Source organism: Branchiibius sp. NY16-3462-2 (genome assembly GCF_001594145.1).
In the GTDB taxonomy this organism is placed as follows: Bacteria; Actinomycetota; Actinomycetes; order Actinomycetales; family Dermatophilaceae; genus Branchiibius.
Genome location: NZ_LVCF01000036.1, coordinates 1 through 18147 on the forward strand (window position 1 = coordinate 1; position 18147 = coordinate 18147).

The window sequence follows — 18147 nt, forward strand, 5'->3', positions numbered from 1 at the left end:
ACACCACGCGCGACCTGCTCAGCGCTCATACCCTGCGACAACAACCGCAACGCCCGACGACGCTCTGCAGACAAATCTCGCAACACAACCTCCACGGTTCGTGTTGCACCCACCGCCTGAACCAGCCCTCTGGCTGCACGCCACCGACGTCCAAACCATCCACGACGCGCTCGTCGCAGACGGTCACACCATCGCGGCCGCTCCCATCGACGGACCGTTCGGCCGGACGTTCACCTTCGCTGACCCCGACGGCTACCTGATCACCCTTCACGACCGCGCCTAGCACGGCGAGGCGGACGGCACCCTTGGACGGGGATGCCGTCGCCGAGGGACCGGGCCCAGTTCTAGAGCCCTGCAGCCAATGAGCGAAGGACTTCGACCTCCGGGAAGGTGGCCGGGTCACCGTATCCGTGCTGAGTCAGCCACTGGATCTGCATCAGACTCCGGAGCGCCCAATAAGCACGAACGACGTCGACATCGACCTCGCCGTCGTACCCAGTGACGACATCGGCGAGGTGCTCGGGGTGCCCTAGCGTCAAGGTGGCGAGGTCGTACATCGCGTCTCCGTGACCGGCCTCGGACCAGTCGAGCACACCGCTGACCTGGTCCCCTTCGACGAACACGTGCACGATCTGCAGGTCGCCATGGATGAACGCCGGTTTCCATGGGCGCAGCGCGGGACGGGCAAGCTGGCGACAGCGGTCGACGACGTCTGCGGGTACGACGTTGTTGGCGACCACCCACGCGCATTCCGGGTCCAGCAACGGCGGAAACTGCAACAGGCCGTCTACCTCGACCGGCCGCTGCTGGCACTGACTACTCGGCCACGGCGGGGGTGGCGCGGCGTGCAACCGCGCGGCGGCTCTCCCCGCCGCAGACCAAGCCGCCGACGATGCGTACGACGGTTGGCCGAGTACGGCGAGAGTCCGATGTCACTATGCAGGCGCCAATCAAACTGTGAGACAGAGAATCTCGACGAGAAGACGGGCGATCCTCGGCGATCGCAACGACCTGGTCTAGTGATTACGCCCGGTCAGACGTGACCGGGTAACGGCGTATGACACCACAGCTACAGGGATGACAATCGCCGGAGTCCATCCGTTCCCCAGGTTGAAGACCAGCCTGCAGATGATCTCCAAAACGACCGCAATTGCGACTGCAACGGTAAGACTGATCAGAGTGGCCCGGTCCATTGTTATGACGGTGGCTCGAAGTCGGCGACCTCCGGGAGCCGTTCGAACCCAGCTGATTCATAAGCCGCCACCGCGCCCACATTACTGGCGGGTGTGCAGACCACTACGCAGGAAGCGCCCATGGCTGCCAACTGGCTCGCAGCAGCAAGCGTGATGGCCCGGCCGTAGCCGTGGCCCCGGAACTCATGGTGGGCACCGAGCGGCTCGATGAGCCCCGCTTTTCCCTGTCCCGCCGACCACACCGTTGCGGCCGCGACGGCGTGGTCATCGGCGTCGTAGGCGACCAGGCAGCAGGCGTTGCGGTAGGCGAGGGATGCTGCCATCGTGTGCCAGCGCTCGATCGTGAAAGTCGAGCCCGCGAAAGAGGCTCGCTGCACCGAGACGCGGTCGCGGATGAGCCGCTCATCGGTCGTCGAGGCATCGAGCGTGACGATACGCAGGCCGCAGTCTTCCACCGGGTTCGCAAGATTCCGTCGAAGAGGGGTCCACGGCTCGCCCGGCAGCCACCCGCTGTCGGCGAGCAAGGCCCGGAACGCCGTACCTGACCTCGCCTCGACGGTTCCACGGTCCGCCGGCAGGACTCCCCGGTCCGGGTCGCTCAGGTCGTCCCGAACCTGCGCGGCGATGTCCTTGTCCTCGTCGACCTGCGGGTCGATGCTCATCCGGATCATCGCACTCTCGGAGTCCACCAGGCCGATCGAAACCACACGCCCGTCACGTCGCCAGAGCCGGAGGTCATCGGCGAGCGCCTGTGCACCGAAGCTGGAGTTCCACCCCAGATCGCCGGGGTGGACCTGGACCGATCGCCCGTCCTGCCAGGACGAAACCGCATCGATGACTTCGGGAAGTACGTCGATCGTGGCCGCGTGGAGGGTAGTCGTCACGTCATCAACGAACCAGGTCGCGGACGGGGCGGCTACGCATTTTCGACCGCCTAGCTTGGTGGATGACGGCGCGGGATGTTGCTGCGAAGAGCATCATGAGGGCATGAGCGTGCGCCTTCTGATGCAGATCGGCGCGAGCCGTTGACCCGAATCGTGACGTTCACCCTGACCACCTTGGACGGCGCGGTCGACGACCCGGGTCGCTACTTCCCCAACCCGGGCGCGGACGGCCCGTCCCCGCCTGGGTACGACGCAGTGATGGCCGACCTGGAGGCGCAACTTCTGGCCTCCCAGAAGGCGGTGCTACTGGGCCGTGGGATGTACGACCAGTGGTCCGCTCGCAGACGTTGTCGCGGAATTGAAGGGGTTGCCCGGGAATCGAGACGTCGGCGTCCACGGCAGCATCACCCTGGTCCAGTCGCTGATCACCCACCAGCTGGCCGATGAGGTCCAACTGGTGGGTGGCGCCGGTGACTGATCCCGTCGGCCGACGATTGTTTGCCGGGATGGAGCAACTGGCTCGCTGGCAATTGATCAGCTGCACCGCGACTGACACCGGAGCGCTCTGGCTGACCTACCGTCCACAGCGGGAGAAGTCCGCCTAGGGCTAGTGCGGCTCCACGACGAACTCAGTCTCGCCCTTCGCGGGAACCTCGATGACGTCCACGTGCGACACGCTCGCTGACGGCGGTCCCTTGTGCAGCCAGGCGAGCATCGAGTCAACCGCCTCCGGCGACCCTTCCAACTCGGCCTCGACCGCGCCGTCGGAGCGGTTGCGCACCCAACCCGCGAGCCCGTACTTGTCGGCCACCGTCTGCGTGCTCCACCGGAATCCGACGCCCTGGACTGATCCAGTGACGACCACCCGCACTCGTCGCATCAACTCATCCTGCCCGAGCTCAGTCCTCGAGCGAGATGTCCACCGCGTCCGGATAGAACGCCAGGTGGTCGGCGATCGGCGACACCGCGTCGTACGGCTCGGGATAGAACCACACTTTGTCGGCGGTGACGTTTCCATCCGCGTCCCGCAACCCGTGGTAGCGCGCCGTCCCCTTATACGGGCAGTACGTCGTGTGGTCGCTTTCGGTGAGCACTGCTGGGTCCACGTCGGCGCGAGGGAGGTACTGCACCGCGGGATAGGTCGACTCTGCGAGTCGTAGGCTCGAGGTGCTGGAAGCGATCACCCGACCTCCGAATCTGACTGTCACCCGATGCTGCTCGGGTTCAACTGTGATCGGATGATCCGGTCCTGGTTCGAGTCTTGGCTGGACGGCCATCATTTCCTCGATTCCTCAGTGGTACCCAGGTGAACGCCACGACGGCGGGGGCTCATTCCCGGAGTCCATCACCAAACGAAACGGGGTATCTCCACGGGCAGCGGCATCTCCTTAAGATCAACCCCGTCACGAGGAGACCGTCATGTCTGAAACCGTTACTCGCGAGTACCTCTCGCAGATAACCACCGAACTTCCGATGACGGTGCGCGATCTGCGCGCCCGGCAGTTCGACTCCGTCAGCCTCCATCTGAACCCGGGCATCATCCGGCTGCTGCAGGGAGATCACCCCGACCTCGGCCCGGCGGTCCTCACCCTGACCACCCGCACGCCGTACGCCGATAACGGGCTGCTCGACTTCTACGCGCCCGGACGCTGGGACTGCACCTCGGGCCTGGTCTTCATGGGCTCGATCCATCAGGTCGGCCAGTCGATCGGGGAGTGGGAAGGCACCGTCGGATACGCCTCGTACACGATCGCCGATCCGGGAACCTATCTGGTCGCCTTGGCCTTCCGCGGCCTCAACCAGACGATGCGGATGAGCGGCCCGTTCGGCGACGTCACTATGCCGTCCAACTCCAATTCCCAGACCAAGTGGCTGACCGCCACGATCAGCACGACCACTGCGGACGAGAAGGTCTGGACCAACTTCTCCTCGCGCGAGGACCACGGCTGGGCGGGGCTGGCCTACTTCGAAGAGTTCAGCGTGCACCGCTTGTCCTGAGGGACCTGACGCGATCCCGGTAGCGTCGGCTGGGTGGAACGCCTCCCGCACCCGGTCACCGGAGCGATGATGACCTCGCCGGCGACCCCGGGCGAGGGATGGCCCGGTGACCTGGCTACCCCGGCCACGCCACAGGCCACGTCCGCGAGCGACGTACGCCGATGGGCAGCAGATGCCTCCCTCGCCGAACTCACGGCCCGGCTGACCGTCTGTCGCGCCTGCCCCCGGCTGGTGAGCTGGCGCGAAGAGTGCGCCCGGGTGAAGAAGGCGGCCTACGCGGACCAGCCCTACTGGGGCCGACCGGTCGCTGGTTTCGGCGACACCAGACCGTGGTTGCTGGCGTTCGGCCTCGCGCCGGCGGCCAACGGCGGTAACCGCACCGGTCGTAACTTCACCGGAGACCCCTCTGCCACATGGCTTTTCGAGGCGCTTCACCGAGCCGGCCTGGCCGCGTTGCCCACCTCGGAGAACGCAGGGGACGGGCAACACCTGACCGGGGTCAGATTGCTCAACCCGGTGCGGTGCGCGCCACCCAAGAACAAACCAACGCCGACCGAGCTGTCGACCTGCTCCCCGTGGGTCGCGCGCGAACTCCAACTCGTGCTGCCCACGGCACGAGTTGTGTTGTGCCTCGGTGCTATTGGGTGGTCAGCGGCCCTGACGGCACTCGAGAGCGCGGGCATCGACATCCCGCGACCCCGACCGAAATTCGGCCACGGCACAGAAGCAACGGTCGGCGGCCTGCACCTGATCGGTTGCTACCACCCGTCCCCGCACAACACCTACACCGGCCGACTGACTCACGACATGTTCGACGAGATCATCACGCGGGCAACCAAACTCGCGCAGGAGAAGGAGGGGAACGGATGAGTGCAGAGAAGGTCGGGCTGGGTCTGGCGGCACTCGGCCGCCCGGCGTACATCACCTCCGGGCGAGGCAGCGACCTGGGTGGCCACCGCACCGTCGAGGAGATGCGGGAGCGCACCGCCCAGGTGCTCGACGCCGCGTACGCCGCGGGCGTGCGGTACGTCGACTGCGCCCGGTCGTACGGCGTCTCCGAGAGTTTCCTCGCGAGCTGGCTGGCCACCCGGCCGGCAGCCAGCGATGTCACGGTGGCCTCGAAGTGGGGTTACCGCTACGTCGGCGACTGGCAGATGGCCGCCGAAACCCATGAGCAGAAGGACCATTCGCTGGCTGCCTTCCAGGAGCAGTGGGCCGCAACTGAGCACGAACTGGGCGGCCACGTCGACATCTACCAGATCCACTCGCTCACTCCGGACAGCCCCGCGCTCAACGACGATGCCCTGTTGGATGCGCTGGCCACGTTGCGGGACAACGGAATTCGGATCGGCTTCTCCACGTCCGGGCCGCAGCAAGCCGAGGTAGTACGGGCGGCACTGAGCATCACCAGAGGCGGCCAGCCGCTCTTCCGCGTCGTGCAATCGACCTGGAACCTGCTCGAACCCTCCGTCGGCCCGGCGCTGCAGGAAGCCGCCGATGTCGGAGTGCACGTCGTGGTCAAGGAAGCCATGGCAAACGGCCGGTTGGTGACTGGCAGCGACGATGCGACGACCCGCCCGCTGGAAGAGGCTGCCGAATCGATGGGGCTGCCGCTGCGCCAAGCCGCGTTCGCGGCCGTCGCCGCCCAGCCGTGGGTCGGTCACGTGCTGTCCGGTGCGGTCACCGCCGGGCAGGTAGAGGAGAACGTGACTGCCGCTTCAATCTCCCTGTCTGACAGTCAGATCCAGGAACTCCTGGTGGCGGCGCAGGACCCGCAGGCCTACTGGACCGCCCGCTCGCAGCGCGACTGGGCCTGAGATCTCAGAACGACCAGATCACCGGCACCAGGAACGCGGCGACCGCGCCGAAGAAGATCAGATTCGGCAGCCCGAGCCGCCAGTAGTCCCCGAACCGGTATCCGGCCGGCTCCTGGATCATCAGGTTCGCCGGCGTCGCCACCGGCGTCAGGAACGCCGCCGCGGCCGCCACCGCGATCGCCATCAGCATCGGCAACGGCGAGGTGTGGGTGTTCTGCGACACCGCCACTGCGATCGGCGCCACGATCAGGGCCGTCGCGAGGTTGCTGATGAACTGCCCGAGGATCAGCACCACGACGACCACCCCGATCAGCAGCAGTCGCGGCGAGTCTCCGAAGGTCGAGACCAACCGGTCGGAGATCAGGTCGGCAGCGCCACTGGTCTGGATCGCGGTCGACAGCGGGATCATCCCCGCGATCGTGATCAAGGTCGGCAACTGGATCGCGCTCTGCGCTTGCTCGCGCGTCAGCGCCTTCAGCGCCACCAGCAACACCGCCGCGCCGAGCACGATGATCGCCGGCGGGGCGGCACCGATCGCCAACAACACCGCCATCGGGATCACGATCGCCAGGGTCAGGTAGGTGCGTACCCCGAAGCGGCCGCTCTGTCGCCGAACCTGCTCCGGCTCAGCCACACTCACCACATCCGGCTCCGCCAGATGCTCGTCCAGCGCCGACCAGCCGCCCCGCACGACCAGGATGTCGCCCGCCTGCAACTGACCGTTCTCCAGCGCCGACCCGCCCCGTCGCAGCGCCACCACGAACAGGTCCTCGCCCTGCATCGGCATCCCGACGTAGACGTGTTCGCCGATGAACGACGACCGGGGCGGGATCACGATCTCCTTGAGGCCCTCGTGGTAGGAGATCGCCGCGTCCTCCGAGGCCAGGTCGTACTCGCGGGCCATCAACTCGGCGTACCGGCTCAGATCGTTGGGGGCATCCCGGGGCGTCCGCACCGGCAGGACCTTGGGTCCGAGGAAGAGGTTGATCGCAAAGGTCCCTACCACCAACGGGATACCCGCCAGCGCGAACTCGAAGAAGCCGAACGGCCGACTGCCTGATTCCTGCGAGACCTCCGAGACCAGCAGGTTGATCGGGCTACCCAGCAGTGTCAGCAGCGAGCCCGCGTGCGCGGCAAAAGCCATCGGCATCAACAGTTTTGAGGGAGCCTGACGGATCCGGGTCGCCAGGATGACCCCGACCGGCACCAGCGCCGTGACCGAGCCGTTCACGCTGATCGCGGCCGTCAGGACCGCCACCAGGAGCATGAGCCCGAGTACGACGGATCTCGGGTTGGTGCCCGTGCGCGCCATGAGTTGCTGGCCGGCAAAGGCAGTCACCCCGGTGGCGTCCAACGCCTCGCTGATCACGAAGAGGCTGGCGATATAGATGATCAGCGGATCGCCGAAACCGGCGACAGTCTGTCCCAGGGTCAACACCCCGGTCAGATAGAGCGCCAGCGCCACGCCGAGCGCCACCACCGAGGGCGGCAGCTTGTTCCAGATGAAGACGGCGACGGCGACGACCAGGATCACGAACGTCGTCGTGCTCGCCGCCATCCTGCACCTCCGCCTGCGCCCGGGTCCCCAGAATGACAGGACGCCCCTTCGCGATCCACCACGGGGCGGATCGCGAAGGGGCGTCCAGGAGGGTCTTAGCGGTTGATGCTGCTGCGACCCCGGCCGAGCAGAGTCAGGACGGCGCCGACGACCAGGACGGCCACGCCGATCCAGATCAGGATCTTGCCGACTCCGGCGAAACCAACGATGAGCAGGATGACGCCGATCACGACGAGTGCAAGCCACGGGGACATAACGAACCCTTTCGGGGTGGAGGAACGAATGAACGGGGCCATCCGATCGGGCGTTCCCCCCGTGACCGGACAGCGAGGATCAAACTTACGAAATCGAAAGCAATTCGTCGCCACCCCCAGGAATGGAGGCCCAGGATCAGGCACACTCTGTTTTATGAATCTCTCGTCCGCACCCGCTGCCCGCCGTCGTCGCTGGTCAGCCGCCCCTCGGCGTACGTCGATCCTCGCCCTCGCGGGCGTCCTCGGCGCTGGTGCGCTGGGCCTGGCGCCCACCGCACAGGCAGCCAGCCAAGCACCGGTCGTCAGTAACACCGTCGCGACCCGGTGTGCGTTTTTGACCTACCAGACGCCGGTCGACTGGTACTTCCCGGCGGGGAACGCCAAAGCCCTGGTGTGGTTGCAGCACGGGTTCGCCGAGAACAAGGACGTCTACGCGGGGTACGCCCAGCAGTTGGCCGACAAGGGATTCCTGGTCGCGGCCACCACCTTGCCCTCGGCCGACCTGTTCGGCTGCACGGTGAACAACCTGGGCAACAACACGTCGTACCTGAACAACATCGCCACGCTCTTCGGCACGAAGGACGCGAGCAGCGGCGCGTTGAACGCCTCCTTCCGTGCCGCGCGCGCCACCGCCGGCCGCACGGATCTGGCCATGCCGCAGTCGCTGGCCTTCGTCGGGCACTCCGCGGGCGGCGAGGCGGTCAGCTACGTCGCGGGCCGCCTGCGGACGGCCTACCCGGCCGCCTTCGCACAGCTGAAGGGCCTGGTGCTGGAAGACCCGGTCGCCTCGCCCGCCGGGTCGAACCTCGCGACCGGTCTGAACGCGCTCGCCCCGGCCGGCGTCCCGGTGTACGCCCTGGCCAGCCCCAAGAACTCGTGCAACGCCAACCAGAGCGGCACCCAACAACTGATCAACGCGCTGCCGGGCCGCTTCCACGGCGCCCAGATCACCACCGGCGTACACCAGGACATCTACGGCACGAATAACACCGCGTTGTTCAACCTGGTCTGCGGGACACCGAAACCGAATAACACCAACGCCGTCCGGACCCTGACCACCGGTTGGCTGACCGGCTTCGCCGACGGCGCGAGCGACTCGGCGTACTTCCCGGGTGGCTCGGCGTACGACGCCCTGCAGTCCGCGGGAACGATCAGCACGCTGCCCTGAGCCGGCGTCACCCGAGCACGACACGGATCGCGCTGTGATCGGTGATCCCGGTGCGGCGCGGTTCATGGTCGAACGCGCACTCGACGACGCGTCCGGCCAGGAGGTCGTCGCACAGGGCGTGATCGAACCGGTACCCGTGGCCCTGATGGCTCACCCAGGTGTAGGTGTAGTCCGCGCTCGGGATGGCGCTGGTCAGGTCGGTCATGTGCAGTTCGGTCGTCAACCGGTAGAAGAACTCGTATTCGAACAGTTTCGTGGAGGGGTAGAGCGGCTGATGGTCCGGCGGGATGACGTTCAGGTCGCCGATGAGCAGGCTGCCGGCGGCATCGGGAGCGGGCCAGGATCGTTCGAGCTGCGCCATGCACTCCGAGAGCCAGCTCTCCTTGCGCTGCAGCGCTTTCCGGTCCGGTGGGATGCCCTGCGGCGGTGATGACGGACCGTAGATCGCGACGACATCGATCGGCCCGCGCGCCACGTCCAGCCGGACGCGTACAGCGCGACCGGACAGATCGGCGTACGGGTCATCGGCAGGAAGGGTCGGCACGCTGGTAGCCACCAGGACGCCCCGCTCGCCGGTGGCCCGGCGGGCGTCGTGCAGGTCGAAGCCCAGGTCCCGTAATCCCGCGCACAGCGCCCGGTGGCCCGGCCCGTTCCGGATCTCGCTGAGCACCAGGACCGCTGCGTCCTGATCCGCCAGCCAGCGCAGCAACGCCGGCACCCGGCGCTCGCCGGGAGCCGACACGTTGAGACTGACGATCCGGATAGGCCCGGTCATCCGGCGAGCGTACAGAAAGTGCGCCGGGCGGCGAGGATCCTGGTTGGTATGGCGACCTACCGGATCGAGGGTGCCCGCATCCACGGCATCGACGACTTCTACGGCGAGCTCAACCGGCTGGTGATGACCAGTGAGAACTGGCGATTGGGCGCCAGCCTCGACGGGCTGAACGACCTGCTCTACGGCGGAATCGGCGCGCTCGCCGATGACGACGATCCGCAGTTCGTGTGGGCCGATCACGACCTGAGTCGTACGTCGCTGGGCACCTCCGCGACCCGGGCCTGGCTGACCGCCAAACTGGAGGGGCCCTTCAACCACGCCCTCATCCAGCAGCAGCTGGCAGACCTCGAAGCCGGCACCGGTAAGACCTACTTCGAGTTGGTCCTGGAGGTCTTCGCCGAGCATCCGGGCGTCGGGCTGACGCTGGCCTGACAGACTCGGCAATATGCCCGAACCCAGTTCCGCCGTCGCCGTCTACATCGACTTCGACAACGTGGTGATCTCCCGGTACGACCAGGTCCACGGCAAGGGCGCCTTCTGGCGCGATCGCGACAAGGGTTTCGATCCGGACCGGGTCAGCGCTGCCGAGGTCGACCTGCACGCCATCCTCGACTTCGCCTCCTCCTTCGGCCGGCTGGCGCTGACCCGTGCGTACGCCGACTGGTCGGTCCCAGCCAACGTCCACTACCGCAAACAGCTGGTCGACCGAGCCGTCGATCTGATCCAGCTCTTCCCCGCCTCGGGTTCGAAGAACGGTGCCGACATCCGCCTGGCCGTCGATGCCCTCGAGGACATGGGCCGGATGCCGTCGGTCGCGACGGTCGTTCTGGTCGCAGGGGATTCGGACTACATCCCGCTCGCCCAGCGCCTCAAGCGGATGGGCCGCTACGTGGTCGCGGTCGGGGTCGCCGGTGCCACGAGTCGCTCCCTGGCCGCGGCGGTCGATGAGTTGGTCACCTACGACAACCTGCCCGGTTTGTCCGACCGCGAGCAGGAAGAGCGGGAGGTGGGGCAGGCACCGGCGAAGAAGGGCGGACCGCGGTCGTCCGCGAAGGGCGAACCGGTCGCGGAGGAGGACAAGGACGAGGAGCAACTGAGTTCGCGTCAGGCCACCCGGTTGCTGTTGCGCGCGTTGCGCATCCTGCGGGAGAAGGACCCGGACGCCGAGTGGTTCAACGCCGGTGAGGTGAAGAGCCAGATGAAACGGATGGACCCCTCGTTCAACGAGAAGGACTTCGGGGTGACGTCGTTCTCTGAGTTCGTGAAGACCCGGGGCTCGATCGCAGAGCTGGAAGAGGACCACCACAGTCGCAAGGTCCGGCTACGACCCGGGCACTGACCGGCTGGCTAGAGTGAAAGGGACAGCGCATCGAGCGAGGAGCAGGACCGTGTCCCAGCACAGCAGCCCGCCCCCGGCCCATCTCACCGAAGAACCGCCGAAGGAGAAGCGCTACCTGCTCACCTTCGGTCGGGTGCTGGCCTACTTCGCCTACGCCTACGTGATCGTCGTCGAGATCGTCCTCGGACTGGGCTTCATCCTGCAGTTGTTCGGAGCAAGTGAGGACGCCGGCTTCGTGCGGTGGGTCTATCGCTCGATGGAGCGGGCGATGGAACCATTCCGCGGCATCTTTCCCAGCGTCGACCTCACCTCGAGTGCCAACGGCCAGCACATCGCGGTCCTGGATACCTCGGTGCTCTTCGCGATGTTGATCTACGCGATCGTCGCGTGGGTGATCCATCTGGCGATCTACTGGCTCACCAAGCAACTGAATCGTTTCGATCGCGAGCGCGCGGAGGCTCTGGACCGCCAGACCTACCTGGCCGCGCACGGCCTGGCGGGCACCTACGCCCAGCAGCAACCCCAGTACCCGCAGCAGCCCGCCCAGTACGCGCCCGGCCAGCAGGGGGAGTACCCCACCCAGCCCAACCCGCGGTACCCGGATCAGCGTTGAACCTCGGTGAACTGTCCGCGATGTCACCGTAATCGGACGGGTCGGTAACACCACCGACGCCATCGGCAGCGTTAGCATTTTGTTCAGACGCCGGTCGGGACGGCGTCAAGGAAATCTCAGTAATCGCCACCGTGGTCGATCACCCGACTCCGCCAGGACCGTTGCCCTGGGCTGTCGAATCGGATTCGAACGGTGTCGGGACCCCATCGTGCACAGCCCTTCGTGGCTGTCCAGATGTCGTTCGTCTCCTCTTACGAGCTGGTCCATCCATTGGAGAAATCCCATGTCAACCAATCCCGTTGCTCCCCTCACCGACGCGGCCGACTGGCCGCCGCCCATCGACACCCTGATGAACCTCACGCCCGACGGTCTGGGCACCGAGGCCCCCCGGCTGACCGTGATCGGCACCGGCTACCTCGGTGCGACCCACGCCGTGGCGATGGCTGCCCTCGGCTACCGGGTACTCGGCGTCGACGTGGACCCGCAGAAGGTCAGGGACCTGTCCGCCGGCCAGGTGCCGTTCTTCGAACCCGGGCTGCCTTCGCTGCTGGGCAAGGCCATGGCGACCGGTCGCCTGTCGTTCACGGACTCCCTGCAGGAGGCTGCCGAGTTCGGGGACGTGCACTTCCTATGCGTCGGAACTCCCCAGCGGGCCGATGGGCTCGGCGCCGATCTGACGTACGTCGAGGCCGCGCTGACGGGTCTGGCCGTGCACCTGCGCCGCCCGTGTGTGATTGCCGGCAAGTCGACCGTTCCCGTAGGAACCGCGCGCCGCTTGGCACAGACCGTCAGCGATCTGGCACCGGCTGGCGCGGCTGCGCAGCTGATGTGGAACCCCGAGTTCCTGCGCGAGGGATTCGCGGTTGAAGACACGTTGTGCCCCGACCGTCTGGTGATCGGCGCCGCTGACGGCGGTACCGCCACGGATCTGGTCGCCCGGGTCTATGAGCCGTTGACCGACCGTGGCTGCCCCCTCATCCGCACCGACCTGGAGACTGCGGAGTTGGTCAAGGTCGCGGCCAACTCGTTCCTGGCCACCAAGATCTCCTTCATCAACGCCATGGCCGAGGTCTGCGAGGCCACCGGCGCCGATGTGTCGGTGCTGGCCAACGCGTTGTCGTACGACGCGCGCATCGGTGGTCAGTTCCTCAAACCGGGTCTCGGCTTCGGTGGTGGTTGTCTGCCCAAGGACATCCGCGCATTCATGGCGCGGACCAACGAGTTGGGAGTGGGTCAGGCGACCGCCTTCCTTCGGGAGGTCGACGACATCAACCGGCGTCGCCGGCGGCGCACCGTGGACCTGGTCCGGGAGGTCGCCGGCGGCGATCTCACCGACGTGCGGGTGTGCGCGTTGGGCGCTGCGTTCAAACCGAACAGCGACGACGTGCGGGACGCGCCGGCCCTTGATGTTGCGCGCATGCTCGTCGAGGAGGGTGCGCTGGTGAGCGTGTTCGATCCGGAGGCGATGGACAATGCCCGCAAGGTGCAGCCCACGCTGCACTACGCCGATGGGGTCGGTGCGGCGGCCAGGGGCGCCGAGGTGGTGGTCCTGCTCACCGAGTGGCCGCAGTTCCGGGCGATCGACCCCGAACTGCTCGGACACATCGTGAACGCCAAGCGGGTCGTCGACGGCCGACATGCGCTCGACGCCCGGAGTTGGTCGGCAGCCGGCTGGGAGTACCGCGCGCTGGGCCGGCCTACGCAGGTCGCCTGAACCGCCGGATCAGACCGGTTCCCCGTCCTCATCCCGCGCCCAGCCCAGGGTGTGCTCCACGGCGCGGTTCCATTGCGTGCGCCGCCGCCGGCGCAACCCCTCCGCCATGCTGGGCTCCCAACGACCCGCGCGATGCCAGTTACGGCGCAGGCCCTCCAGGTCCGGCCAGTACCCGACGGCCAGCCCCGCGGCGTACGCCGCACCGAGCGAGACGCTTTCAGAGACCAGGGTGCGTTCGACGGGAATGGCCAGGAAGTCCGAAACCATTTGCATCAGTGTGTGATTCGCGGTCATGCCGCCGTCCACCTTGAGCTGGGTGATCGCCAACCCGGTGTCGGCGTTCATCGCATCCACCACCTCGGCGGTCTGCCACGCGGTGGCCTCGAGCACCGCGCGTGCGAGGTGGGCTTTCTTGACGTACGACGTGAGGCCGACGATCACGCCGCGCGCCTCCGGGCGCCAGTGGGGAGCGAACAATCCGGCGAAGGCCGGGACGATGTAACAGCCACCGGTGCTGTCCACCTGGCGGGCAAGCGTCTCGATCTGCGGAGCGGAGTCGATCATCTCCAACGCGTCACGGAACCACTGCACCAGCGCCCCGGCGACCGCGATCGATCCCTCGATCGCGTAGACCGGGCGCTCGGAATCCAAGGCGTAGGCCACCGTGGAGATGAGCCCATGGCTGGAACCGGTCAGCCGCTCACCGGTGTTGGTGAGCACGAAAGCCCCTGTGCCATAAGTGCATTTGGCCTCACCTGCGCTGAAGCACGCCTCTCCGAAGAGCGCCGCCTGCTGATCCCCCAGGGCGCCGCCGAGGGGCACACCCGGCATCCCGGACGTACACGAGCCCCACACCTGCGCGTTCGGCCGGATCTGCGGCAGGAGCTGCTCGGGGATGTCGAGGGCGTCCAGGAGGCGCTGGTCCCACTCGAGGGTGCGGATGTTCATCAGCATGGTGCGACTGGCGTTGGTGACGTCAGTAACGTGCACCCCGCCGTCCGGGCCACCGGTCAGATGCCAGGTCAGCCAGCTGTCCATCGTCCCGAAGGCCACCTCACCGGAGCGGGCCCGCCGCGCCAGACCGGGGACGTGATCCAGCAGCCACCGCAGGCGGGGTGCCGCGAAGTACCCGGCCGGGCTCAGCCCGCAGACCTCCTCGAACAACGCGCGATGGGCGCTGTTCTGTAGTTCGGCGACGATCTGGCTGGACCGGGTGTCCTGCCAGGTGATGGCGGGCGCCAGGGCCTTGCCGGTGATCCGGTCCCAGACCACCGTGGTCTCACGCTGGTTGGCGATACCCAACGCCGCGATGTCGGTGGTGAGCAGACCGGCCGAGCGCAATGCCTCGGGCAGCACGCGCAAGGTGTTGGTCAGGATCTCCTCAGCGTCGTGCTCGGCCCAACCGGGCTGGGGGAAGAACTGTCGCTGCTCGTGCTGGGCGACCGTCACCATGCGGCCGCGCTGGTCGAAGATCATGCACCGGGTCGACGTGGTGCCCTGGTCGAGGGCAGCGACATAGCGGGCGCTCACAGTCGCTCCTGAAGGGTCTGGGAGATCGCGGTGGCGGCATCGACGACCCGTTCGGGCAGGCGCTCGCGGGGTCGGCCGGCGGAGTCCAGCATCCGTGCGGACCGACCCACGACGGCCAGTGCGCCCACGCTGACCCCGGCGTAGTGCAGGATCGGGGCCGCCACGGCGGCCACTCCGGGGGTCAGTGTCCCGTCCACCACGGCGTACCCCTGGCGGCGGACCTGCGACATGGTGCGCGCGAGCTGGGTCCGGCTGGTGATGGTGCTGGCGGTGAACGGGTGCAGTTCGAGGGTGTGCAGCCGGCCGGCGGCCGAAGAGAACGCCAGCAACACCTGGCCGAGAGAGGTGGCATGCAGTGGTTGGCGCTCGTCGATGCGCAGCCGTTGGGGCGAGCCGTCGGGGCGGAACACGTGATGCAGCAGCAGGACGCCGTTGCCGCTGAGGACACCCAGTTGCACCTCCAGGCCGGTCGTCGCCGCCAGCTGGTCGGCCCAGTTGGCCGACCGCGAGCGCAGCAAGTGCGGGTCGAGGGTCTGTCCCAACCGGGCCAGGTCGGCGCCGATCAGATAGCGACCCGTCTCCGGCTCCTGGGCCACGAAACCGACCTCGACCAGCGTCCGCACGATGCCGTGCACCGTGGGCTTGGGCAGGTCCAGCATCCGGGCCAGTTCACCCAGCATCACCGGCTCGGTCGCCGCGGCCAGCAGGTGCAGCACATTGGCAGCGCGCTCGATCGATTGGATGGGTGCGGGCACACCTCATCGTAGGCCGTTCGACATTGGCGAATCATCATTCGCGTATACCGAACGGTGGCTCTGGCTTTGAGCTCGCGGTCAGGGTTGTGTGATCCACATCGCAACGAGGCGACGAAAGGACCTGCCCATGAAGAAAGACACGCTGACGTGGGAACTCCTCGCGGAGTTCGCCGGCACGTGCATCCTGATTCTGTTCGGTGTCGGTGTGGTGGCGCAGGTCGTCACCGGCGACGGGAATCTCGGTGATCACGACTCCATCGCCTGGGCCTGGGGCCTGGGTGTCACGCTCGGTGTTTACGTCTCCGCCCGGATCTCCGGTGCGCACCTGAACCCGGCGGTCACGGTGGCGCTGGCCACCTTCCAGGGGTTCTCCTGGAAAAAGGTGCTGCCCTACGCCCTGGCTCAAACCGCGGGTGCCTTCGTGGCAGCGCTCATCGTGCGGTTCACCTACGCGGATCTGATCAACGCGATCGACCCGAATCACACCTACAAGACGCAGGGCATCTTCTCGACCCTGCCGGGCAATGGTGGCCCGGACGTCACGATGACGACGGCCTTCTTCGACCAGATCGTCGGTACCGCCATCCTGGTCTTCGTGATCTTCGCGCTGACCAGTGCGCGCAACAACCCGCCGCTATCCAACATGGGTCCGCTCCTGGTGGGTCTGCTGGTCGTCGCGATCGGTATGGCCTGGGGTGCGAACGCCGGCTACGCCATCAACCCGGCCCGTGACTTCGGTCCGCGTCTGGCGTCCTGGATCACCGGATACAGCACGGCGATGAAGGATCAACACGGCACGTACTACTTCTGGTTACCGATCGTGGCGCCACTCATCGGTGGTGTCGTCGGTGGCGGGCTGTTCAAGCTGCTCGTCGACCGGGGCCTGGACGCGGTGCACGAAGAACCCGAGCAGGAAGCGGCCGGCGAGCCGCTCCCCAACGAGTGACAGACCGACTTTCAAAGGAGAAAGCAGATGGCAGATTACGTAGGAGCCGTGGACCAGGGCACGACGAGTACCCGGTTCATGATCTTCAACCACGACGGTGAAGAGGTCACGCGCCACCAGTTGGAGCACGAGCAGATCCTGCCCAAGGCCGGTTGGGTCGAGCACGACCCGATCGAGATCTGGGAGCGCACCAGCTCGGTCATCCAGACCGCGATGGGCAAGGCCAACATCACCGCCGCCGACCTGGCTGCGATTGGCATCACCAACCAGCGTGAAACCACGGTCGTCTGGAACAAGAACACCGGCCGGCCGTACTACAACGCGATCGTCTGGCAGGACACCCGCACCGACAAGATTGCCTCCCGCCTGGAGCGGGACGGTCACGGTGACCTGATCCGGCAGCGTGCCGGTCTGCCCCCGGCGACGTACTTCTCCGGCGGCAAGATCCAGTGGTTGCTGGAGAACGTCGACGGGTTGCGTGCGGACGCCGAGAAGGGCGATGCCCTGTTCGGTACGACGGACTGCTGGGTGACCTGGAACCTCACCGGTGGCACCGAGGGCGGCCGGCACGTCACCGACGTGACCAACGCCAGCCGGACCATGCTGATGGATCTGGAGACGTGTGAGTGGGACGACGAACTGCTCGCGCTGTTCAACATCCCCCGGGCGATGCTGCCCGAGATCGTCTCCTCCTCCGACGCCGAGGCGTACGGCGTGACCGACCCGCACGGGCCGTTCCACGCCGAGGTGCCGATCACCGGCGTGCTCGGTGACCAGCAGGCGGCCACCGTCGGTCAGGTGTGCTTCGAGCCCGGCGAGGCGAAGAACACCTACGGCACCGGCAACTTCATGTTGCTGAACACCGGTGAAGAACTGGTGCGCAGCAACGCCGGTCTGCTGACCACGGTGTGTTACCGGTTCGGCAAGGACAAGCCGATCTACGCCCTCGAGGGCTCGATCGCGGTCACCGGTTCGGCAGTTCAGTGGCTGCGTGATCAGCTGGGCATCATCTCCGGTGCTGCCGACACCGAGCGGCTGGCCGGTCAGGTCGAGGACAACGGCGGCGTCTACTTCGTCCCGGCGTTCTCCGGTCTGTTCGCGCCGTACTGGCGCTCGGATGCCCGTGGTGTGATCGTGGGTCTGTCCCGCTACAACACCAACGCGCACCTGGCGCGGGCCACGCTCGAAGCGATCTGCTACCAGAGCAAGGACGTCGCCGACGCCATGGAGAAGGACTCCGGGGTGAAGCTGGAAGTGCTGAAGGTCGACGGCGGTGTCACCGCCAACAACCTGTGCATGCAGATCCAGTCCGACATCCTCGGTGTCGAGGTGAGCCGCCCGGTCCTGGCCGAGACGACCTGTCTGGGCGCGGCGTACGCCGCTGGTCTGGCTGTCGGTTTCTGGAAGGACACTGACGAGTTGCGGGCCAACTGGCACGAAGGCAAGCGCTGGAAGCCGGAGTGGAACGACGAGCAGCGCGCTGAGGGGTACGTCGGCTGGCGCAAGGCCATCGACCGCACGCTGAACTGGGTTGACGTCGACGCCGACTGAGACCACCGCCGGGACCCGCAGTGATGCGGGTCCCGGCACCGTCGCGTCTCCC

At 66.9% G+C, this 18147-nt stretch carries 19 protein-coding genes and 2 pseudogenes; 12 read left to right on the forward strand and 9 right to left on the reverse strand.

Annotated features, from left to right (window positions below; genetic code table 11):
• Window positions 1-124: 124 nt before the first annotated feature.
• Window positions 125-283, forward strand: a pseudogene (locus AZH51_RS11250) (VOC family protein); the annotation flags it as partial.
• 61 nt (window positions 284-344) lie between these two features.
• Here AZH51_RS11250 and AZH51_RS11255 read toward each other — a convergent pair.
• Window positions 345-884, reverse strand: a pseudogene (locus AZH51_RS11255) (phosphotransferase); the annotation flags it as partial.
• A gap of 311 nt (window positions 885-1195) precedes the next feature.
• On the reverse strand, window positions 1196-2077 hold the full coding sequence (locus AZH51_RS11260; RefSeq protein ID WP_291524301.1) for an N-acetyltransferase: 882 nt from the start codon (window positions 2075-2077) through the stop codon (window positions 1196-1198).
• Between the two features lie 470 nt (window positions 2078-2547).
• On the opposite strand from AZH51_RS11260, the gene AZH51_RS11265 reads away from it, so the two are divergent.
• Complete coding sequence (locus AZH51_RS11265) at window positions 2548-2682, forward strand: hypothetical protein (protein WP_291524303.1); 135 nt, start codon at window positions 2548-2550, stop codon at window positions 2680-2682.
• A gap of 2 nt (window positions 2683-2684) precedes the next feature.
• Here the strand turns inward: AZH51_RS11265 and AZH51_RS11270 are convergent, their stop codons facing one another.
• On the reverse strand, window positions 2685-2957 hold the full coding sequence (locus AZH51_RS11270) for an acylphosphatase (protein ID WP_291524305.1): 273 nt from the start codon (window positions 2955-2957) through the stop codon (window positions 2685-2687).
• A gap of 19 nt (window positions 2958-2976) precedes the next feature.
• Entirely contained in the window at window positions 2977-3357 is a 381-nt protein-coding gene (locus AZH51_RS11275) for a DUF427 domain-containing protein (protein ID WP_367188046.1), read from the reverse strand.
• A gap of 139 nt (window positions 3358-3496) precedes the next feature.
• Here AZH51_RS11275 and AZH51_RS11280 point away from each other — a divergent pair, with 139 nt between their 5' ends.
• From AZH51_RS11280 to AZH51_RS11290, 3 genes are read left to right on the forward strand one after another with little or no spacing between them, the layout of a single operon-like run.
• Window positions 3497-4075, forward strand: a complete 579-nt coding sequence (locus AZH51_RS11280) for a hypothetical protein (RefSeq protein WP_291524309.1) — start codon at window positions 3497-3499, stop codon at window positions 4073-4075.
• Between the two features lie 33 nt (window positions 4076-4108).
• The gene (locus AZH51_RS11285; RefSeq protein WP_291524311.1) at window positions 4109-4945 is read left to right on the forward strand and encodes a uracil-DNA glycosylase; all 837 of its coding nucleotides are present in this window, start codon (window positions 4109-4111) and stop codon (window positions 4943-4945) included.
• Window positions 4942-5892, forward strand: a complete 951-nt coding sequence (locus AZH51_RS11290) for an aldo/keto reductase (protein WP_291524313.1) — start codon at window positions 4942-4944, stop codon at window positions 5890-5892. Before AZH51_RS11285 ends, AZH51_RS11290 begins: the two co-directional genes overlap by 4 nt.
• 4 nt (window positions 5893-5896) lie before the next feature.
• Here AZH51_RS11290 and AZH51_RS11295 read toward each other — a convergent pair whose 3' ends face one another.
• Window positions 5897-7450, reverse strand: coding sequence for an SLC13 family permease (locus AZH51_RS11295; protein WP_291524315.1), 1554 nt, complete (start codon window positions 7448-7450; stop codon window positions 5897-5899).
• A gap of 95 nt (window positions 7451-7545) precedes the next feature.
• Complete coding sequence (locus AZH51_RS11300) at window positions 7546-7704, reverse strand: hypothetical protein (protein ID WP_291524317.1); 159 nt, start codon at window positions 7702-7704, stop codon at window positions 7546-7548.
• Window positions 7705-7858: 154 nt separating this feature from the next.
• On the opposite strand from AZH51_RS11300, the gene AZH51_RS11305 reads away from it, so the two are divergent.
• Window positions 7859-8872: a hypothetical protein gene (locus tag AZH51_RS11305; protein ID WP_291524319.1), complete on the forward strand. Its 1014-nt coding sequence runs from the start codon at window positions 7859-7861 to the stop codon at window positions 8870-8872.
• Window positions 8873-8879: 7 nt separating this feature from the next.
• On the opposite strand, the gene AZH51_RS11310 is transcribed toward AZH51_RS11305, so the two are convergent.
• Window positions 8880-9647, reverse strand: coding sequence for an endonuclease/exonuclease/phosphatase family protein (locus tag AZH51_RS11310; RefSeq protein WP_291524321.1), 768 nt, complete (start codon window positions 9645-9647; stop codon window positions 8880-8882).
• Between the two features lie 48 nt (window positions 9648-9695).
• On the opposite strand from AZH51_RS11310, the gene AZH51_RS11315 reads away from it, so the two are divergent.
• The 4 genes from AZH51_RS11315 (at window position 9696) to AZH51_RS11330 (ending at window position 13313) form a co-directional block, all read left to right on the forward strand.
• Entirely contained in the window at window positions 9696-10079 is a 384-nt protein-coding gene (locus tag AZH51_RS11315) for a ribonuclease inhibitor (protein WP_291524323.1), read from the forward strand.
• A 13-nt stretch (window positions 10080-10092) separates the two neighbouring features.
• A complete protein-coding gene (locus tag AZH51_RS11320; RefSeq protein WP_291524326.1) occupies window positions 10093-10986 on the forward strand; it encodes an NYN domain-containing protein in 894 nt (297 codons plus the stop codon).
• 49 nt (window positions 10987-11035) lie between these two features.
• Entirely contained in the window at window positions 11036-11599 is a 564-nt protein-coding gene (locus AZH51_RS11325) for a YggT family protein (RefSeq protein WP_291524328.1), read from the forward strand.
• 349 nt (window positions 11600-11948) lie between these two features.
• Window positions 11949-13313 (forward strand): UDP-glucose/GDP-mannose dehydrogenase family protein, encoded by a 1365-nt coding sequence (locus AZH51_RS11330; protein WP_291524432.1) that lies wholly within the window; start codon window positions 11949-11951, stop codon window positions 13311-13313.
• A 9-nt stretch (window positions 13314-13322) separates the two neighbouring features.
• Here AZH51_RS11330 and glpK (AZH51_RS11335) read toward each other — a convergent pair whose 3' ends face one another.
• Window positions 13323-14843 (reverse strand): glycerol kinase GlpK, encoded by a 1521-nt coding sequence (gene glpK / locus AZH51_RS11335; RefSeq protein ID WP_291524330.1) that lies wholly within the window; start codon window positions 14841-14843, stop codon window positions 13323-13325.
• The gene (locus tag AZH51_RS11340) at window positions 14840-15598 is read right to left on the reverse strand and encodes an IclR family transcriptional regulator (protein WP_291524332.1); all 759 of its coding nucleotides are present in this window, start codon (window positions 15596-15598) and stop codon (window positions 14840-14842) included. The genes glpK (AZH51_RS11335) and AZH51_RS11340 overlap by 4 nt, the downstream gene beginning before the upstream one ends.
• Before the next feature lie 127 nt (window positions 15599-15725).
• Between AZH51_RS11340 and AZH51_RS11345 the strand changes: the two genes are divergently transcribed.
• Window positions 15726-16544 carry an MIP/aquaporin family protein gene (locus AZH51_RS11345; RefSeq protein WP_291524334.1) on the forward strand — a complete coding sequence of 273 codons (819 nt, stop codon included), beginning with the start codon at window positions 15726-15728 and terminating at the stop codon, window positions 16542-16544.
• A 27-nt stretch (window positions 16545-16571) separates the two neighbouring features.
• Window positions 16572-18095: a glycerol kinase GlpK gene (gene glpK, locus AZH51_RS11350; RefSeq protein ID WP_291524336.1), complete on the forward strand. Its 1524-nt coding sequence runs from the start codon at window positions 16572-16574 to the stop codon at window positions 18093-18095.
• Window positions 18096-18147: the final 52 nt, after the last annotated feature.